This window comes from Kitasatospora sp. NPDC059827 (assembly GCF_042731675.1).
GTDB lineage: Bacteria > Actinomycetota > Actinomycetes > Streptomycetales > Streptomycetaceae > Kitasatospora.
Genome location: NZ_JBHWIV010000006.1, coordinates 2,191 through 21,413, shown reverse-complemented (window position 1 = coordinate 21,413; position 19,223 = coordinate 2,191). Strand labels below are relative to the sequence as shown.

Here is a 19,223-nt window from a genome sequence, read left to right as displayed (position 1 = left end):
CTCCTTCGACAGGCCCTGCGGTCACGGGTGTTCGGGCGGGCTGATCTGCGACTCCTTGATCGCCGAGTCGGCGAGCCCCCACTTGCGGAGGATCCGCTCGTACGTCCCGTCCTTGATCAGCTGGTTGACCGCCGCCTGGAAGGCCGGGGTGAGCGGGGAGCCCTTCTTGAAGGCGAAGCCGACGTCCAGGCGGTGGAACTCGTTGAGGAAGCGCACCCCGGCGGCCTCCTGCGCGGCCTGGTGGCGCAGCCCGTTGATGGTGGACATCTCGACGTCCACCCGGCCCTGCTGGAGGCCGGTCAGCAGGGCGCCGCCCTCGCTGAACGCCTTCACCTCGTACGGCTTCTTCCCGGCGTCGGTGCAGACGTTCTTCTTGTTGTTGAGCGTGGTCTCGAAGGTGGTGCCGGCGCCGGTGCCGATGGTCAGCCCGCAGAGCTGGGCCAGGTCGGTGACCGGCTGGACCGACGTGTTGTCCTTCTGCACCGCGAAGCCCTGGCCGTCGTCGATGTAGGTGACGAAGTCGATGGTCTTCAAGCGGGCGGTGGTGACCCCGAAGTTGCCGGTGCCGACGTCGAACTTGCCGCTGTCCAGGGCGGGCAGGATGGTCTCGAAGGCGGCGTCCTGGCGCTGCACGGTCAGGCCGAGGACCTTGGCGACGGCGTCGGTGAAGTCCACGTCGACCCCGACCGGCTTCTTGGTGGTCTGGTCGGCGTAGTAGGCGCTGGGCGGGGTGCCGAAGGACGAACCGAACTTCACCACCCCGGACTTGCGCACCTCCTCGGGCAGCAGCGCGGCGGCGGACTCCGACCTGCCCAGGCCGGAGACGACGTCCTCGGTGGCGGTGGCGGCCGGTCCGCCCGCCCCGGCCGCGCCCGCGATCTTCGGGTCCGAGCCGCACGCGGCCAGGGCCAGGACCGGCAGCAGCGCGGTGGTCGCGAGGAGGCGGCGGCGGACGGTGGTGGTTCTCACGAGGGGCCTTTCAGTGGGACGGGACCAGTACGGGCAGGGGCTTCTCGAAGGGGAGCGGGCCGATGGTCAGGGGATCGGCCGCGACGTCGAACAGCGGGGTGTAGCCGGCCGCCAGGTAGAGGCCCTTGGCCTCGGGCTGGCGCGGGCCGGTGGTGAGGTAGATCCGCCGGTAGCCGGCGGCCGCGGCGGTCCGCTCCAGTTCGGCGAGCACCCGGCGGGCCAGGCCCCGGCGGCGGTGCGCGGAGTGGGTCCACATCCGCTTCACCTCGGCGGTCCGCTCGTCGTACCGCTTGTACGCGCCGCCGGCCACCGGCTCGCCGTCCTCCAGCAGGAGCAGCAGCACTCCGTGCGGCTCGGCGAAGGCGTCGTCCGGGTAGCGGGTCATCTCCTGGTGGGCCTCGGGGCCGTAGCGGGTGACGTACTCGTGGGTGAGCTCGCGCAGCAGCGGTTCCACCAGCGGGTCCGCCAGGGTGACCCGGCGGAACTCCCACCCCGGAACCGGGCTCACGCCTGCACCGCGATCAGCTGGTGCCGGTCCCGCTCGGCGCGGGCCGCCGCCTCGGCCTCGGCCCTGGCCGCGTCGCGCTTGGCGACCTCCTCGCGGACGATCGGGATCACGTACCGGCCGAAGTCGATCGCGTCGTCCAGCAGGTCGTAGCCGCGCGCGGAGAGGATGTCCACGCCGAGGTCGTAGTAGTCCAGCAGCGCCTGGGCGACCGTCTCCGGGGTGCCGACCAGCGCGTTGGAGTTGCCGGCCCCGCCGGTGGCCGCGGCGGTCGGGGTCCACAGCGCGCGGTCGTAGCGCTCGCCGGCCTCGGCGATCTCGATCAGCCGCTGCGACCCGGTGTTCTCCGGGGCCCCGCCGACCGGGCGGCGCCTGGTCACCGGCTCCCCGCTCTCCCGGCGGGCCCGGATGGCGGCCACCGTGCGGTGCGCCTTCTCCCAGGCCAGTTCCTCGGTGGGCGCGATGATCGGCCGGAACGCCACCTGGATCCGCGGCAGGTCGGTCCTCCCGGCGGCCCGGGCCGCCTCCCGCACCCGCTCGATCTGCTCGGCGGTGCGGGCCAGCGGCTCGCCCCACAGGCAGTAGATGTCGGCCTCGGCCCCGCCGGCCGCGTAGGCGGCGTCCGAGGAGCCGCCGAAGGAGACCGCCGGGCGCGGCTGCTGGACCGGGAAGACGTCGGAGACGAAGTCGTGGAAACGGTAGTGCGGGCCCTCGTGGTCGAAGGGCTCCCGGCTGGTCCAGGCCTTCTTCACGATGCCGATGTACTCACGGGTGCGCTCGTAGCGCTGGTCCTTGGTGAGGAAGTCGCCCTCGCGCTGCTGCTCGTGGTCGGTGCCGCCGGTGATGAAGTGGACGGTCAGCCGGCCCTCGCTGACCTGGTCGAGGGTCGCGAAGGTCTTGGCGGCGAAGGTCGGGTAGGAGACGTTCGGCCGGTGGGCGAGCAGGATCTGCAGCTTGTCGAGGTGCGAGGCGAGGAAGGCCGCCGCGGCCGCGGGCTCCGGGGAGCCGGAGCCGTACGCGAAGAGCACCCGGTCCCAGCCGTGGTCCTCGTGCGCCCGGGCCAGCCGCAGGGTGTAGTCGCGGTCGAAGGCGGCGGTGGTGCGCGGGTTGGTCTCCGAACCGTCGCCGGTGGCGGCGATGCCGAGGAATTCGACGGGCATGGCGGAACCTTTCGGGTGACTGACTCCGGTGGGCTGCGGGTGGGCAGGCCGGAGGCGGCCGCGGCGGGGCGCGGCCGTCGGGCGCGGGGCGGTGGAGCGGGCATGCGGTGGCGCGGACGCGAGAGGAGGAGCGGACGCGAGAGGAGGAGCGCGGGAGGAGGGCGGACGCGAGCGGAACTGCCGGAGCGCAGAACGAGGGCGGTGGAGGCGAGGCGGCAGCGTGCGCCTGACGATCCGTCAACTACCGCGACGGACCGTGGTTCCCGGCCCGCGACGGGGCACACCGAGGGAGGTCTCCCCGAAGGGATTCAGGGCCGGACGGGCGGCCCGCTGCCGGGTCAGCCGCGACACGCCGCGGACCACACCCGACCGAAGTCGATGTGGTCGCGGGTGACCAGGGGCTGCTCGGCGTACATGGCCTCAAGTTGAGCAGTCGGCCGAGCGGTACGTCAACCGTGCATCATTGCCGCACTGTTGCGATCTCCTGTCGCTTCTCCCCCCACCCCCGGGCGGCCCCGACCGCACCCCGGCCGGCCCCCGATCACCCTTGACAGCCGTCGATCGCGCATGCGTACGATCGACGCGGAGTGCAGTGCGCTGCGCCGGACGCGTTGAGGGACGCGGGCCGGTGCCCGAGGGCCCGTACGTGATCACACCCGTACCTCTCCCCGCCCGCACTCCGCCCAGGAGCCGCCGCCATGGCCACCCCGCAGGACGTCCTGCCCGCCCTCGCACCCGCCCCCGCACCCGCCCCCGCACCCACACCCACCACACCCGCCGAGAGCCCGCCACCACCCCCCGAGGCCCGGATCGTCGCCCGCCGCAGGCCCGGGCAGTGGATCGCCGCGGCCGTCGCCCTGCTGCTGGCCGCGATGGCGGTCGGCTCGGTGGTCCGCAACAAGGCCTTCCAGTGGGGCGTGGTCGCCGAGTGGTTCACCGCCCGGTCCGTCCTCGACGGCCTGACCCTCACCCTGTGGCTGACCGCCGTCACCCTCGCCCTCGGCTTCGTCCTCGGCACCGTCCTCGCCACCATGCGGCTGTCCACCAACCCGGTGCTGCGCACGCTCAGTTGGGGCTACATCTGGATCTTCCGCTCCACCCCGCCGCTGGTGCAGCTGCTGTTCTTCTTCAACATCGGCGCGCTCTACCCGACGCTCGGCCTCGGCATCCCCTTCGGCCCCGAGTTCGTCACGGTCAGGACCGTCAACCTGATCGGCCCCACCCTGACCGCCGTCATCGGCCTCACCCTGCTGGAGAGCGCGTACGCCGCCGAGGTGATCCGCGGCGGCATCCTCTCCGTCGACCGCGGCCAGTTGGAGGCGGCCGCCGCGCTCGGGCTCGGCCGGTGGCGGGTGCTGCGCCGGATCGTGGTGCCGCAGGCGATGCGCGCGATCGTGCCGAGCGCCGGGAACATGCTGATCGGGGCGCTCAAGGGCACCAGCATCGTCAGCGTGCTGGCCGTCTCCGACCTGCTCTACTCGGTGCAACTGGTCTATCTGCAGTCCTACCGGGTCATCCCGATGCTGATGGTCGCCACCCTCTGGTACCTGGTGGTCACCACCGTGCTGTCGATCGGCCAGTACTACGTCGAACGCCACTTCGCCAGGGGCGCCAGCCGGGACGGCCTGCCGCCCACCCCGCTCCAGCGCGCCCGCGCCGCCCTCGCCCGGGTGGTCCGGGCATGACGACGACGCTCGTGATCGTCGGCGCCGGGCCGCGCGGCACCGGACTGCTGGAGCGGATCGCCGCCAACGCGGCCGAACTCCTGCCCGCCGACCGTCCGTTGGAGATCCACCTGGTCGACCCGTACCCGCCCGGCGCGGGCCGGATCTGGCGCCACGACCAGTCCCCGCTGCTGCGGATGAACTCGATGGCCGAGGACGTCACCATGTTCACCGACGAGCGCTCCACCGTCGAGGGCCCGGTCCGCCCCGGCCCCTCACTGGCCGAATGGGCCCTGCGGCAAAGGGAGTTCGCGCCCTACCGGGAGGTCGCCGACCCGGCCGTACGGGCCGAGCTGAGCACCCTGGCGCCCACCGACTTCCCCACCCGGCGCGCCCAGAGCGCCTACCTGGACTGGGTGTTCCGCCGCGCCGTCGCCGACCTGCCGGCCCACGTCACGGTCACCGTCCACCGGGGCACCGTCCGGCGGATCGACGGACCGGCCGACGGCCCGCAGACCGTCCACCTGGACGGCACCACCCTCACCGCCGACCACGTCACCCTCACCCTCGGCCACCTCGACTCCGCCCCGCACCCCCGGTACGCCGAGGACGCCGCCTTCGCCGCCCGGCACGGCCGCTTCCACCTGCCACCCGCCTACTCCGCCGACATCGAGGCCGAGTTGGCCCGGATCGCCCCCGGCGAGCAGGTGGCGCTGCGCGGCTTCGGCCTGGCCTCCGTCGACCTGGTCGCGATGCTCACCGAGGGGCGCGGCGGCCGCTTCGAACCCACCGGGGACGGGCCCGCCCTGCGCTACCTCCCGTCCGGCCGCGAACCGGTGCTGCACCTGGGCTCCCGGCGCGGCGTGCCCTACCACTCCAAGACCGACTACCGGCTCCAGGGGCCGCCCGCCCCGCTCCCCCGGTACTTCGACGCGGCCGCCGTGGACGCCCTGCTCGCCACCGGCCGACCGCTGCGGCTGCGCCGTGACGTCTGGCCGTCGATGGCCAAGGAGGTCGGCTTCGGGCACTACCACGAGCTGTTCCACGCCCACCCGGAGCGCACCGCGCTGCCCTGGACCGCGTTCCTCGCCCGGTACGACCGGCACGACTGGTACTCACCCGAACTGGCCGCACTGGTCGCCGAGGCCGTCCCCGACCCGGCCGACCGGATCGACTTCGAACGGCTCGACCACCCACTGGCCGGGCTCGAACTCGGCTCCACCGAGGAGCTCCAGGCCCACCTGCGCGCCTACGTCACCGCCGACGCCGACCGCCGCGCCGACCCGGCCCACAGCGCCGACCTGGGCGCCTTCCTCGCCCTGCTGTCGCTGTTCGGCCAGCTCCCCCGGATCCTCGCCTCCGGCCGGCTCACCGCCCGCTCGGTCGCCGAGGACGTCGACGAGTGGTTCTTCGGCTATTTCAGCTTCCTCGCCTCCGGCCCGCCCGGCTTCCGGCTGCGCCAACTGCTCGCACTCTCCGAGGCCGGGGTGGTGCGCTTCCTCGGCGCGGGCGTGCGGATCGAGCGGGACGAGGCCACCGGCACCTGGCAGGCCTCCGGCGCCACCGTGCCCGGCCACACCGTCACCGCCACCGCGCTGGTCGAGGCGTACCTGCCCAAGCACGCGCTGGCCCGCACCCTCGACCCGGTGCTGGACTCGCTGCACCGCACCGGGCGGGTCGCGGAGGAGGTGGTGAGCGACGCGGAACACACCCACCGGTCCGGACTGGTCACCATCGACCCCGCCGACAGCCGCCTGATCGACCCGGCCCTGGGCGGTGTCCCGCACCCGCGCCGCACCGCGCTCGGCCCGCACACCAGCCTCCGGGCGGCCGCCGCCTTCGCCCGGCCCCGCACCAACGCCCCGGGCTTCCGCCAGAACGACGCCGCCGCCCGGGCCCTGCTCCGCGCCCTGGCCGCACTCCCGGCGGCGGCCCTGGTGGGGTGAGGCCGGGAGGCGGTGGCCGGCCCCGGGGTTCAGGGGTTCAGGGGTTCAGGAGTTCAGGGGTTCAGGGGTTCAGGGGTTCAGGGGTTCAGGGGTTCAGGGGCCGAGGATCTCCGCCACCAGGTCCTCGTCCGTGACGAAGGGCGGCGCGGCGATCACCCGTTCCCCGGCACCCTTGACCCCCGTCCCGCGCTCCAGCTCGCGGACCAGCTCCGGGACGGGCTCCTGGCCGGCCTTCCGGATCCACCCGACCAGCCCCAGCACCCGGTCGCGGTCGATCCGCGCCCGCCAGGCCCGGGCGAGCCGGTTCGGCCCACGGTGGGACCGGGCCCGCTGCCGGTACTCCGCCAGGTCCAGCCGGGCCTGGGTGCACCGCCGGTCGGTCGGGCCGAAGGCCTCGACCAGCTGGGGCAGCAGCTCCTCCAGCCGGGCCACCGCGCCCGCGAAGTCGCCCCGCCCGGCCTGGCAGGCCGCGAGGTCGGACCCGGCCTGGAGGACGAGCGGACCGCGCGGGCCCTGGGCCGACCTCAGTGCGGGCAGCAGCGCGGTCAGCAGCCGGATCGCGGTGACCGGGCGGCCGCTCTCCCGGACCAGTGCGGTCAGCGCGTACCGCGCGTCCAGGGTGACGGGATCGATCGGCCCGGACGCCGAGGTCAAGTCCTCGATCAGGCCCTCCAGTTGCCGGACCCCATCGGCCGGGCGGCCGGACCGGCCCAGGTACCACGCGAGGTCCCGCCGGGCGGCGACCACCTCCGGATCGGCCCCGCCGAGCGCCCGTACGGCGGCCTCCACCACCGGTCGCAGCTGGTGCGCGGCCAGCGCGGGACGCTCGTCCCGCACCGCCCGTACGACCCGCTCCAGCCGGGCCCGGACGACCGCCGCATCCTGGACCGGCACGGGCGGTTCGACGGGGCGCCCGATCTGCCGGGGCGCCGGGTACAGCAGCGCGGGCCGCCCCACCGGCCGGAGCCTCGGCTCCCGGGCCGGAGCACGCCGTCGGACGGGCGCGGGCCGCTTCACCGGCGCCGCTTTCGGGGCGGCCGGTTCCGGGACGGCCGGTTCCGGGACAGTCGGGTCCGGGGCAGCCGGTCCCAGGGCAGCCGCTTCCGACCCGACCCGGTCGACCGGTGCCGCCGTCGGCGGCAACTCCCGGCCCTCCGCCAGGTCCGCGAAGCACCGGGCGACCGTCCGGGCGTCGGCCGGCCGCTCCGCCGGGTCCTTCGCCAGCAACCGGCCCAACAGCTCGGGGAGCCCGCGCGGCAGACCGTACTTCACCGGATCCACCGCCGGGGGCGGCTCGTTGAGGTGCTGGTACATCAGCACCGGCGTCGAGTCACCGGTGAACAGCCGCTTCCCGGTGAAGAGTTCGACCAGGACGCAGCCCAGCGCGTAGAGGTCCGCCCGCCCGTCCACCCGGCCGCCGGTCCACCGCTCCGGCGCCATGTACGGCGGGCTGCCGATCACCGTTCCGACGGTGGTCAACCCGCTGGCCCCGACGTCCAGTTGGGCGATGCCGAAGTCCAGCACCTTGGGCAGGCCGTCCTCGGTGATCATCACGTTGTCGGGCTTGATGTCCCGGTGGACCATCCCCGCGTCGTGCGCGGCCGCCAGCGCCTCGCAGATCTGCCGGGCCCAGCGCAGGCCCACCTGCGGATCCGGCCGGCCCTCCCGGATCACCTGGGTCAGGGTACGGCCGGTGAGCAACTCCATCACCAGGTAGGTGACCTGCTGCTCGTCGGCCTCGCCATGGCCGAGGTCGTGCACCGTGACGATGTGCGGGTGCGACAGGTTGCCCGCCGCCGAGGCCTCCCGGGCGAACCGCAGCGCGGCCTTCGCCTGGTCGCCGTCGTCGTGCCGGATGACCTTGACCGCCACCGGCCGCCCGACCCGGGTGTCCTGAGCCCGCCAGACCACCCCGAACCCGCCCTGGCCGAGCTTCTCCTGGAGCTCGTACCGGTCGTCGAGGACGTCACCGACCCGCACCTGCCCTCCCCCCATCGGCTGTGTACCCACCGACTCTAGCGAGCGGCCCGGGCAGCGTCCCGCCCCGCCCTCAGGGACCGAAGATCTCCTCCACCACGTCCTCGTCCGAGACGTGGTCCGGCGCCGCGAACACCAGGTCCGCGACGCCCTTGAGGCCGATGCCCCGCTCCAGCGCGTCGACGCAGGCGGCCGCCTCCTGGTCGGTGCCGAAGTCCCACACCCGCAGCCGCCGGACCAGCACCAGGGCCTCGATCGGGCTCATCCGCGGCGCCCGGCGGCGGTGGCCGCCGCCCTTGCGGCCGGACTGCGCGAGCCGCTGCTGGTAGCCGGCCAGGTCCTGCCAGGCCTGGACGGTGCTTGGGTGGTGGTCGCCCAGGGCCCGGGCCAGCTCGGGCAGCAGCGCGTGCAACTGCACCACCGCGCCCTGGAGGTCGCCCCGGTTGGCCTGGTGGACGGCGAGGTCGTGCCGGGCCTTGAGGACCCGGCCGTCCTGCGGGCCCCAGACCGCGGCCAGGTCGGGCAGCAGTTCGCGCAGCAGCCGGACCGCGGTGACCGCCAAACCGCTCTCGCCGATGCACCAGGCGAGGTGGTAGCGGGCGCCGAGGGTGTCCGGGTCGGTCGGGCCGAGCGCGGAGCGCATGTCGGCCACCACGCTGGAGAGCAGCCGGATCGCGCCGTCCAGGTCCCCGGTCCGGCTGAGGTACCAGGTGAAGTCCCGCCAGGCGCCCAGGGTGTCCCGGTCGGCCGCGCCGAGCGCGGTGACGCTCTCCTGGGCGACCGCCTGCAGCAGGATCGCCGACTCGCCCGCCGTCGCGGCCCGGTACGCGGCCGCCCGGCGCTCGCGCAGCCCGGCCCGGACGGCGTCCCCGGACGCGGGGGTCGCGACCACCGGCGGGGTGGTCAGCGGGGACAGCACGGAGGGCGCCGCGGGAACCGCGGGAGCCGCGGGCGGCACCGAAGGCGGCGAAGGCACCGAAGGCACCGAAGGCGCCGGCGGTACGACCGGCGGCACCGCGGGCGGCGCGGGTGGCACGGCCGGAGCAGCGGGCACAGCAGGGGCAGCAGGGGCAGCAGGCACGGCAGGGGCGACGGGTACAGCAGGCATGGCCAGCTCGGCGAGCCGCCGCTCGACCGTACGGGCATCGGCCGGCCGCTCCGCCGGCTCCTTCGCCAGCAGCTCCGCGACCAGCCCGGCCACCTGCGGCGGCAGCCCGAACCGGGCCGGGTCGAGCGCCGGGGGCGGCTCGTTGAGGTGCTGGTACATCAGCACCGGCGTCGAGTCCCCGCCGAACGGCCGTGCCCCGGTGAAGAGTTCGACCAGGACGCAGCCCAGCGCGTAGAGGTCCGCCCGCCCGTCCACCCGGCCGCCGGTCCAGCGCTCCGGCGCCATGTAGGCGGGGCTGCCGACGATCGTGCCGGTGGTGGTCAGCCCGCCGGCGCCGGTGTCCAGCTGGGCGATGCCGAAGTCCAGCACCTTGAGGTGCCCGGCGTCGGTGATCATCACGTTGTCCGGCTTGATGTCCCGGTGCACCATGCCCGCGTCGTGCGCGGCCGCCAGGGCCCCGCAGATCTCCCGCCCCCAGCGCAGGCTGAGCGCGGGCTCGGGCGGTCCGGCCCGGAGCACCTCGGTCAGGGTGCGGCCGGTGAGCAGCTCCATCACCAGGAAGGTGACCTGCTGGTCGCCGAGTTCGCTCTGCCCCAGGTCGTGCACGGTGACGATGTGCGGGTGCGAGAGGTTCCCGGCCGCGCAGGCCTCCCGGACGAAGCGCAGTGCGGCCTTCGCCCGGTCGCCGCCGTGGTGCCCGATGACCTTGACCGCCACCGGCCGCCGCATCCGGGTGTCCTGGGCCCGCCAGACCACTCCGAACCCGCCCTGGCCGAGCTTCTCCTGCAGCTCGTACCGGCCGTCCAGAACGTCCCCGACTCGCACGCGCCCCTCCCCCTCCCGTGGTGACGCCCAGACTCTACCGACGGCCCTCCCCACCCGACGGCCCTCCCCACCCGACGGCCCAGGTGGAAGGATGGACGGAGAGCCCGCGACGGTGCGACGGCTCCACCCGTACAGCCCGAGGAGCGCAGTCATGGCCAAGCAGGCCCCGCAGAGCGACCCGGCGCAGGACGCCCCCGAGGTGTCCGCGCCCCAGCACGCGGCCGCCGGCCTGCCCGCCGTCGGTCACAGCCTGCGGATGGCCGCCGAGCAGATGGGCGCCCGGCGCACCCTCGCCACCCTGCGCAAGGTCAACCAGCCGGACGGCTTCGACTGCCCCGGCTGCGCCTGGCCGGAGCCGGGGAAGACGCACACCGCCGAGTTCTGCGAGAACGGCGCCAAGGCCGTCGCCGAGGAGGCCACCGAGCGCCGAATCCGGGCCGAGTTCTTCGCCGCCCACCCGGTCGCCGACCTGGCCGACCGCTCCGGCTACTGGCTGGGCCAGCAGGGCCGGCTCACCGAGCCGATGCTGCTGGAGGAGGGCGCCACCCACTACACCCCGGTCTCCTGGGACGACGCCTTCGCGCTGATCGCCGAGGAGCTGCGCGCCCTGGACACCCCGGACGGCGCCGCCTTCTACACCTCCGGCCGCACCAGCAACGAGGCCGCCTTCGCGTACCAGCTGTTCGCCCGCCGACTCGGCACCAACAACCTGCCGGACTGCTCCAACATGTGCCACGAGTCGTCCGGTTCGGCGCTGACCGAGACGCTCGGCGTCGGCAAGGGCAGCGTCGGCCTCAAGGACCTCTACCAGGCCGACCTGATCATCGTGGCCGGCCAGAACCCGGGCACCAACCACCCCCGGATGCTCTCCGCGCTGGAGCGCGCCAAGCGGGCCGGCGCCACCGTGGTGAGCGTCAACCCGCTGCCGGAGGCGGGCCTGGAGCGGTTCAAGAACCCGCAGAACGCCCGCGGCCTGGTCGGCCACGGCACCAAGCTGACCGACCTCTTCCTGCAGATCCGCCTCGGCGGCGACCTGGCGCTGTTCCGCGCGCTCAACCGGATGATCCTGGAGGCGGACGGCGTCGACCGCGCCTTCGTCGCCGAACACTGCCACGGTTTCGAGGAGTTCGAGGAGCAGGCCGGGAAGACGGACCGCGACGAGGTGCTCGCGGCGACCGGTCTGCCCTGGGAGCAGATCGAGGAGCTCGGCCGGCTGGTGCTGGCCTCGAAGAAGATCATCGTCTGCTGGGCGATGGGCCTCACCCAGCACAAGCACGCGGTGCCGACCATCCGCGAGGTGGTCAACTTCCTGCTGCTGCGCGGCAACGTGGGCCGCCCCGGCGCCGGGGTCTGCCCGGTGCGCGGGCACAGCAACGTCCAGGGCGACCGCACCATGGGCATCTTCGAGCGGCCCGCCAAGGCCTTCCTCGACGCGCTGGAGAACGAGTTCGGCTTCGAGCCGCCGCGCGCGCACGGCCTCGACTCGGTGGACACCATCCGCGCGATGCGCGACGGCAAGGTCAAGGTGTTCTTCGCGATGGGCGGCAACTTCGTCGCCGCGACCCCGGACACCGAGGTCACCGAGGCCGCGATGCGCCGCTGCCGGCTGACCGTCCACGTCTCCACCAAGCTCAACCGCTCGCACGTGGTCACCGGCGCCCGCGCCCTGATCCTGCCCACCCTGGGCCGCACCGACCGGGACGTCACCGCCGCCGGCGCCCAGTTCGTCAGCGTCGAGGACTCGATGGGCCAGGTCCACTCCTCGCGCGGCGGACTGCGCCCGCCCGCGCCGGGACTGCTCTCCGAGACGGCGATCGTCTGCCGCCTCGCCCGCGCCGTCCTCGGCCCGCGGGACACCCTGCCGTGGGAGGACTTCGCGACCGACTACGACACCCTGCGCACCCGGATCGCCCGGGTGGTGCCGGGCTTCGAGGACTTCAACGAGAAGGTCCGCCGCCCCGGCGGCTTCACCCTCCCGCACGGCCCCCGGGACACCCGCACCTTCCCCACCGCCACCGGGAAGGCCAACTTCACGGTCAACCCGCTGACCGCCCCCGAGGTCCCGCCGGGCCGACTGCTGCTGCAGACCCTGCGCTCGCACGACCAGTACAACACCACGATCTACGGCCTGGACGACCGCTACCGCGGGATCAAGGGCGGCCGCCGCGTCGTCCTGGTCAACCCGGCGGACGCCGCCGAACTCGACCTCGCCGAGGGCCGGTACGTCGACCTGGTCAGCGAGTGGACGGACGGCACCGAACGCCGCGCCCCGCACTTCCGGGTCGTCCACTACCCCGTCGCCCGCGGCGGCGCGGCGGCCTACTACCCCGAGACCAACGTGCTGGTGCCGCTCGACTCCACGGCCGACATCAGCAACACCCCGACCTCCAAGGCCGTGGTGATCCGCTTCGAGCCCGACACCGGCGCGGCCGGGTAGGGCCCTTCCCCCGGCCCGGCACGGGGGAGGCCGCCCGGCGTCCTGGGACGCGGGGCGGCCTCCTCCGTGCCGAGCCGTACGCGGTCAGTGCAGCAGGCCGCCCAGCGGCAGCGTCGCGCTGGGGCTGCCCGGCGCGGGGGCGCTCGCCGAGCCGGTGCCGCTCGGGCTGCCGGTGCCGGAGGGCGTCCCGGTGCCGGTCGGGGTGCCCGTCGGGGTCTGGGTGGGCTTGTCGCTCGGCGTCTGGGTCGGGGTGCCCGTCGGCGTCTGGGTCGGGGTGCCGGTGGGCGTCCCGGTCGGCGTGCCCGGGTCGGTCGGCGTCTGGGTCGGGGTGCCGGTGCCGGACGGCGTCCCGGTCGGCGTGCCGGTGCCGCCCGGGGTGGGCGTGGCCGGGGTGCCGCCGGGGGCCGGCGGGGCCGGGGTCTGGTTGGCCGGGCTCGGCGCGATCGGGGTGACGGTGTCCCAGCCCTTGGGCAGGTCCGGCACCTTCCAGGCGCCGCCGGCGTCGTCGGACGCGCCGTCCGGGTCGGGGCGGACGGCGCCGAGGATCGCCATCGAGCCGACCGGCGAGACCTTGATGAACGCACCCGGCCGGGGCGCCTGGACGACGAGTCCGCCGCCGATGTACATCGCGACGTGCGAGGCGTCCTGGAAGTAGACCACCAGGTCGCCGGGCCGCAGCTGGTTCAGCGGGACGTGCGGCAGCTGCGCCCACTGCTCCTGGCTGGTGCGCGGGATCGGCTTCCCGGCGTGCAGCCAGGCCTGCGAGGTGAGGCCGGAGCAGTCGTAGGAGTCCGGGCCGGTGCCGCCCCACAGGTACGGCTTGCCGAGCTGGGCGAGCGCGAAGGCGACGGCGCCGCGGCCGGCCAGCGAGGGGGTGCGTTCGCCCTTGCCGAGGGCGCCCGAGGCGAGGAAGGCGAGCTGGGCCTCGTCGGCCTTGGCCTTCTCCAGCTGTTCGAGTTCGGTGCGCTGGGCGCCGGTGAGCGAGGAGACCAGCTGTTCGACCGAGGCGAGGTCGGCCGTGACCTTGGCCTTGGCGGCGTCCTGCTGGACGACCAGCGCCTGCGAGGTCTTGAGGGCTTCCTCGGTCTGCTTCTTCAAGCCGTCGAGCGCGTCCCGGTCGGCCTTCAGCTTGTCCAGGAACTCGGACTGCGAGCGGCTGGCCGCGGCGAGCAGTTCGGCGATGGTGACGGCCTCGTACGGGTCCTTGGAGAGCAGCAGCTCGGCGTAGGCGGAGGAGGCGCCGTTGCGGTACTGGGCGGCGGCGAGCTGGGAGGCGATGTCCGTCCCGGCGTCGACCTGCTTCTGCTGCTTGTCGAGCTTGCCCTGGAGGTCGGTGAGCGTGGTCTGCTGCTCGGTGACCTTGGCGACCGCGCCGTTGTACTGCTCGGTGGCGGCCTCGGCGCTCTGGTAGAGCCCGTGCAGCTGGTCGAGCAGCGGGCCGAGGGTGGCCTTGGCCGCGGCCAGCGGGTCGGCTCCGGGCGCGACGGCGATGCCGGCGCCCGGGTCGGGTGCGGCGTACGCGGCCTGGGCGGCGACCGGCAGCGCGAGGGCGGCGGCCGCGAGGACGACTCCGCACCTCAGGGCGGCCCGCACCCAGGGGCGCACTCCTGACGTCTCCGTGCGCTGTGCAGCCCCGCCCATGGGTGGTCCTCCCCGCCCTTGCCCTGCCCTGCCCCGGTGGCGCCGTCCGCGGGCTCCCCGGGGACGATCCCGCAGATCCTCCCACGGGTTACTCGCCGGAAACAGGGCGCACGCGGACCAGGAGGTTAATTCTCGATTGATCTGTTGATCCGCACGGCAGTTGTGAGACAGGTCTCAGCAAACAGGGGCGAAACAGGACGTTCTCCGCTAATGTCCAGCTCAGCGCGGCCCAGGTCACCCCTCTGAAAGCTCCCGGACACCGGTGGGCCACCAGCGGAACCACGATTCCCGGCTCAGTTCACCTTCCGTTTACCCAACAGACCTACGGTCGCGACGTCATCAACGTCCGTGCGACAACTACGACGATTGTTTGGGTATGGAACACATCTCGTTCCTGGTAGCCGTTGTGATCATCACGGCGCTCGCCTTCGACTTCACCAACGGGTTCCACGACACCGCCAACGCGTCCGCCACCGCGATCGCGACCGGGGCCCTTCGTCCGAAGGTCGCGGTCACCATCGCGGCCCTGCTGAACTTCGCAGGCGCGTTCCTGTCGGTGAAGGTCGCCACCACCATCTCCGGTGGCATCGTCAACGAGAAGGCCGGCATCCACCCCGAGGTGATCTTCGCCGCCCTGGCGGGCGCGATCCTCTGGAACCTGCTGACCTGGCTGCGCGGCCTGCCGTCCAGCTCCTCGCACGCCCTGTACGGCGGCCTGATCGGCGCCACGATCGTCGGCGTCGGGATGAACGGCGTCAACTTCGACACCGTGATCACCAAGATCATCATCCCGGCGGTCGCCTCCCCCCTGGTCGCCGGCCTCGCCTCCTGGGGCGCCACCAAGCTGGCCTACGCGATCACCCGCAAGGGCAACGGCGCCGCGACCGACAAGGGCTTCAAGACCGGCCAGATCTTCTCCTCCTCGCTGATCTCGCTGGCGCACGGCACCAACGACGCCCAGAAGACGATGGGCATCATCACCCTGACCCTGGTCTCGGTCGGCGCCCTGCCGCACGGCGCGCTGCCCCCCACCTGGGTGATCGTCTCGGCGGGCGCCGCGATCGCGCTCGGCACCTACATGGGCGGCTGGCGGATCATCCGCTCGATGGGCAAGGGCCTGGCGGACATCAAGCCGCTGCAGGGCTTCGCCTCCGAGTCGGCCGTCTCCACCGTCATCCTGACCTCCTCGCACATGGGCTTCGGCCTCTCCACCACCCAGGTCTGCACCGGCGGCATCATGGGCGCCGGCCTCGGCGGCCCGAAGCCGGAGCTGCGCTGGAGCCTGGTCCGCCGCATGGTCTACACCTGGGGCCTGACCCTGCCGGCCGCCGGCCTGGTCGCCGGCGGGGCCGCCGCGCTGGCCCGCCAGGGCGCCTGGGGCGTCGCCCTGGTCGGTGCCGTGCTGGTGGCCGGTTCGGCCACGATGTGGATGATCTCCCGCCGCCAGCCGGTCGGCGCGGACAACGTCAACGACGTCCCCGAGGTCACCCCGGTCGAGGTCGCCACCACCCCGGCCACCGCCGTCCCCACCCCCGCCTCGACCACGGTCGCGGCCTGAGCGCCGTCGATCGAGGAGCCTTCACCATGCACATCAAGTGGAACGCCCTGGCCCAGACCGCCGGCATCAGCTTCGGCGTCACCGTCGCCGTGGTCGCCGTCTTCGCCCTCGGCATCCTGGCGCTGTCCCGCCGGGAGGCCGCGCTGAGCTCCCGTGAGGCGGGCGGTCAGGCGGCCGGCGGCGGCAAGCCGGCCCTGCTGGCCGGCGCGTACGCCTGCTTCGCGCTCTGCGCCTGCGCCGTGGTCTACGGCCTGGTGCTGATCGCGGCGCCGTAAGGCGTCACGGCACCGAGCAACGCCGACGGGCCGGGGAGAGTTCGACTCTCCCCGGCCCGTCGGCGTTCGCGCCCGCGCGTTCCCCGTCCCCGGTCAGCTCTCCTGGGTGGTCCGCAGCGCGGTCTCCCGGATGAACAGCACGGTGACGAAGGCCAGCGCCGCGAAGGGCGCGGCCCACAGGAAGACCGTGCCGACGCCGTGGCCGAAGGCGTCGGTGACCAGCGGCAGGATCGGGGCCGGCAGCTTCGCCAGGTCCGGGATGCCGCCGCCGGAGGCCGCGGCACCGGCCGGGATGTGCGCCGCGGCGAGGTTCTCGGCCAGGTAGTGGCCGACCTTGTTGGACATCAGCGCGCCCAGCGCGGAGACGCCCATCGCGCCGCCCATGGTGCGGAAGAAGGTGACGACGGAGCTGGCCGCGCCGAGCTCGTGCCGGGGCACCGTGTTCTGCACCGCGAGCACCAGGTTCTGGCTGGTCAGGCCGAGGCCGATGCCGGTGAGCGCCATGTAGAGGGAGAGCAGCCCGTAGTCGGTGTCGGCCCGGGCGGTGCCGAGCAGGCCGAAGCCGATCGCGAGCAGCGCGGTGCCGGCGACCAGGTAGGCCTTCCACTTGCCGTACTTGGTGATCAGCCGGCCGGCCACCGCGGAGGAGACCGCCAGGCCGATGATCATCGGCAGCGTCATCAGGCCGGCCGTCGTCGGGGACTTGTCCCGGGCCAGCTGGAAGTACTGGCTGAGGAAGGTGGTCGCGCCGTACATCCCGACGCCGACCAGCACGCTCGCGATCGCGGCCAGGGTGACGGTGCGGTACTTGAACAGCGACGGCGGGATGACCGGCTCGGCGGCGCGGCGCTCGACCACGACGGCCAGCGCGGCCAGCAGCAGGCCGCCGCCGACCATGGCCGCGGTCTGCCAGGACAGCCACGGGTAGTTGGTGCCGGCCAGCGTGATCCAGATCATCAGCAGGCTGACGGCGCCGGTGATGACCAGCGCGCCCAGGTAGTCGATCTTCGCCGGGCGCTTGACCACCGGCAGCTTGAGGGTGCGCTGCACCACCAGGATCGCGGCCAGCGCGAACGGGATGCCGACGTAGAAGCACCAGCGCCAGCCGAGCCAGGAGGTGTCGACGATGACGCCGCCGATCAGCGGGCCGCCGATGGTGGCGAGGGCGAACACCGCGCCGAAGTAGCCGCTGTACCGGCCGCGCTCGCGCGGCGGGACCATCGCGGCCAGGCAGATCTGGCCGAGCGCGACGACGCCGCCGGCGCCGATGCCCTGGAGGGCGCGGCAGGCGATCAGTTCGCCGGTGTTCTGCGAGAGGCCGGCCAGCGCGGAGGTGGCGATGTAGATCAGCAGGGCGATCTGGAGCAGCAGCTTCTTGCTGGCCAGGTCGGAGAGCTTGCCCCAGATCGGGGTGGAGGCGGTCAGCGTGAGCAGGGCCGCGGTGATCACCCAGGTGTAGGCGGACTGGCCGCCGTGCAGGTCGGTGAGGATGTGCGGCAGGGCGTTGGAGACGACGGTCGACGAGAGCACGGCCACGAACAGGCCGAGCAGCAGGCCGGACAGCGCCTCCATCACCTGCCGGTGGGTCATCGGGCGGTCGTCGTCGACGGCGGCTGCGGCTCCGGTCGAGGCCTGGGCGGTCACGGTCATCTGGGTCCTTCGCGCGGGAAAATTCGTTGCCTTAAGCAACCATACGACCGATAGTTGAGTAAGGCAACCTTCTTCAAGTCCAAGTAAAGCCCCGTCCGACATGAGAGTTCCGCCACTCTCGCGCGGCCCCGCCTGGCCCCGCCCCGCCCCGACCCTCCGCCGCCACCAGGCGTTCCCCGCCCGTCACGGCATCGGCACCGCCCGCCGGCGGTGGCCGAGAACCGGCGCGGGAGGTAGGACAAGCCAGTTAGTTCATGGTATTAAGTATCCGTTTTCCGCCGATACGCAAGGAGATGTGGATGACCGCCCCGGGGCAGGGATTCGTCGCCGAACTGAAGGGCGCGGTCACACCGCGTGCGGCACTGCTGGTGATCGGCGTGCTGCTGCTGCAGCTCGGGTTCATCACCTCGTACGTCGGGGCGCTGCACCACCCGGCCCCGCACAAGCTGTCGATCGCGGTGGTCGCCCCGCCGCAGGTCACGCCCAAGCTGGTCCAGGCCCTGGAGTCGGTGCCGGACGAGGCGGTCAAGCCGGTCACCGCACCGGACGCCGAGACGGCGACCCAGCAGATCAAGGACCAGAAGATCTACGCCGCGCTGGTCGTGAACCCGACCGGCACCGAGGACACCCTGCTGACCGCCGGCGCCCGCGGCACCTCGGCCGCCAAGGCCGCCGAGAGCATCTCCACCGCGCTGGACAAGTCCCAGGGCCGCACCGTCAAGGTCGAGGACGTCGTGCCGCTCGCCAAGGGCGACACCAACGGCCTGACCGCCTTCTACCTGGTCATCGGCTGGTGCGTCGGCGGCTACCTGGTCGCCTCCATCCTCGGCATCAGCGCCGGCTCCAAGCCGGCCAACCTCCACCGCCTGCTGATCCGCCTCGGCGTCCTCGCGCTGTACTCGGTCGGCGCCGGCCTCGGCGGCACGCTCATCGCCGGGCCGGTGCTGGACGCGATGCCCGGCTCGATCCTGTCGCTGACCGCCATCGGCGCCCTGGTGGTGTTCACCGTCGGCGCCTTCACCATGGCCCTGCAGTGCCTGTTCGGCATCATCGGCATCGGCCTCGCGGTGCTGGTCTTCGTGGTGCTCGGCAACCCGAGCGCCGGCGGCGTCTACCCGGCCCCGATGATGCCGCCGTTCTGGCGGGCGATCGGCTCGCTGATCCCCAACGGCGCCGGCACCAGCGCCACCAAGTCGATCGCCTACTTCGGCTCCACCAACCTGGGCATGCCGATCCTGGTCCTGGTGGTCTGGGCGCTGGTCGGCATCGCCGTCGCCTTCCTGGCCGTCCTGCGCACCCCGCGCGAGGCCGGGCGCGAGCTCGACGCCGAGGCCCCCGCCGCGGCCTGAGCCACCACTCCCCCGCGTACCACCGGGCCCCGCGCCGCGCTCGCGGCGGGGGGGCCCGGCGCGCCAGCGGGGGCGGGGCGCAGCCCCCCCGGGGCGGGCCCCGGGGGGCGCCGGACGGGCGCACCGCCCCCCCCCCCCCCCCCCCCACCAGGCGCATAT

At 73.6% G+C, this 19,223-nt stretch carries 13 protein-coding genes; 6 read left to right on the top strand and 7 right to left on the bottom strand.

Translation table 11 applies throughout. The features are described 5' to 3' along the window. Positions 1-21: 21 nt before the first annotated feature. From ACFV8H_RS05555 to ACFV8H_RS05545, 3 genes are read right to left on the bottom strand one after another with little or no spacing between them, the layout of a single operon-like run. Positions 22-969, bottom strand: coding sequence for an ABC transporter substrate-binding protein (locus ACFV8H_RS05555; RefSeq protein WP_380396720.1), 948 nt, complete (start codon positions 967-969; stop codon positions 22-24). A gap of 10 nt (positions 970-979) precedes the next feature. After that, positions 980-1,477 carry a GNAT family N-acetyltransferase gene (locus ACFV8H_RS05550; RefSeq protein ID WP_380396719.1) on the bottom strand — a complete coding sequence of 166 codons (498 nt, stop codon included), beginning with the start codon at positions 1,475-1,477 and terminating at the stop codon, positions 980-982. After that, entirely contained in the window at positions 1,474-2,634 is a 1,161-nt protein-coding gene (locus ACFV8H_RS05545; RefSeq protein WP_380396717.1) for an LLM class flavin-dependent oxidoreductase, read from the bottom strand. The genes ACFV8H_RS05550 and ACFV8H_RS05545 overlap by 4 nt, the downstream gene beginning before the upstream one ends. A 698-nt stretch (positions 2,635-3,332) precedes the next feature. Here ACFV8H_RS05545 and ACFV8H_RS05540 point away from each other — a divergent pair. Both ACFV8H_RS05540 and ACFV8H_RS05535 read left to right on the top strand, forming a co-directional pair. Next, positions 3,333-4,319 carry an amino acid ABC transporter permease gene (locus ACFV8H_RS05540; protein WP_380396715.1) on the top strand — a complete coding sequence of 329 codons (987 nt, stop codon included), beginning with the start codon at positions 3,333-3,335 and terminating at the stop codon, positions 4,317-4,319. Continuing rightward, positions 4,316-6,244, top strand: coding sequence for an FAD/NAD(P)-binding protein (locus ACFV8H_RS05535; protein WP_380396713.1), 1,929 nt, complete (start codon positions 4,316-4,318; stop codon positions 6,242-6,244). Before ACFV8H_RS05540 ends, ACFV8H_RS05535 begins: the two co-directional genes overlap by 4 nt. A gap of 93 nt (positions 6,245-6,337) precedes the next feature. Here the strand turns inward: ACFV8H_RS05535 and ACFV8H_RS05530 are convergent, their stop codons facing one another. Both ACFV8H_RS05530 and ACFV8H_RS05525 read right to left on the bottom strand, forming a co-directional pair. After that, complete coding sequence (locus ACFV8H_RS05530) at positions 6,338-8,224, bottom strand: protein kinase (protein ID WP_380396711.1); 1,887 nt, start codon at positions 8,222-8,224, stop codon at positions 6,338-6,340. Between the two features lie 70 nt (positions 8,225-8,294). Next, a complete protein-coding gene (locus ACFV8H_RS05525; protein ID WP_380396709.1) occupies positions 8,295-10,154 on the bottom strand; it encodes a protein kinase in 1,860 nt (619 codons plus the stop codon). Positions 10,155-10,305: 151 nt separating this feature from the next. On the opposite strand from ACFV8H_RS05525, the gene ACFV8H_RS05520 reads away from it, so the two are divergent. Then, positions 10,306-12,591 (top strand): FdhF/YdeP family oxidoreductase, encoded by a 2,286-nt coding sequence (locus tag ACFV8H_RS05520; protein WP_380396707.1) that lies wholly within the window; start codon positions 10,306-10,308, stop codon positions 12,589-12,591. 84 nt (positions 12,592-12,675) lie between these two features. Here ACFV8H_RS05520 and ACFV8H_RS05515 read toward each other — a convergent pair whose 3' ends face one another. After that, complete coding sequence (locus ACFV8H_RS05515) at positions 12,676-14,184, bottom strand: NlpC/P60 family protein (RefSeq protein WP_380396705.1); 1,509 nt, start codon at positions 14,182-14,184, stop codon at positions 12,676-12,678. Between the two features lie 424 nt (positions 14,185-14,608). On the opposite strand from ACFV8H_RS05515, the gene ACFV8H_RS05510 reads away from it, so the two are divergent. Both ACFV8H_RS05510 and ACFV8H_RS05505 read left to right on the top strand, forming a co-directional pair. Further along, positions 14,609-15,790 carry an anion permease gene (locus ACFV8H_RS05510; protein WP_380396703.1) on the top strand — a complete coding sequence of 394 codons (1,182 nt, stop codon included), beginning with the start codon at positions 14,609-14,611 and terminating at the stop codon, positions 15,788-15,790. Between the two features lie 26 nt (positions 15,791-15,816). Then, positions 15,817-16,065 carry a hypothetical protein gene (locus tag ACFV8H_RS05505; RefSeq protein ID WP_360233519.1) on the top strand — a complete coding sequence of 83 codons (249 nt, stop codon included), beginning with the start codon at positions 15,817-15,819 and terminating at the stop codon, positions 16,063-16,065. 93 nt (positions 16,066-16,158) lie between these two features. On the opposite strand, the gene ACFV8H_RS05500 is transcribed toward ACFV8H_RS05505, so the two are convergent. Continuing rightward, a complete protein-coding gene (locus tag ACFV8H_RS05500; protein ID WP_375893033.1) occupies positions 16,159-17,715 on the bottom strand; it encodes an MDR family MFS transporter in 1,557 nt (518 codons plus the stop codon). Between the two features lie 299 nt (positions 17,716-18,014). On the opposite strand from ACFV8H_RS05500, the gene ACFV8H_RS05495 reads away from it, so the two are divergent. Next, positions 18,015-19,064 carry an ABC transporter permease gene (locus ACFV8H_RS05495; protein WP_380396701.1) on the top strand — a complete coding sequence of 350 codons (1,050 nt, stop codon included), beginning with the start codon at positions 18,015-18,017 and terminating at the stop codon, positions 19,062-19,064. The last annotated feature ends 159 nt before the right edge of the window (positions 19,065-19,223 follow it).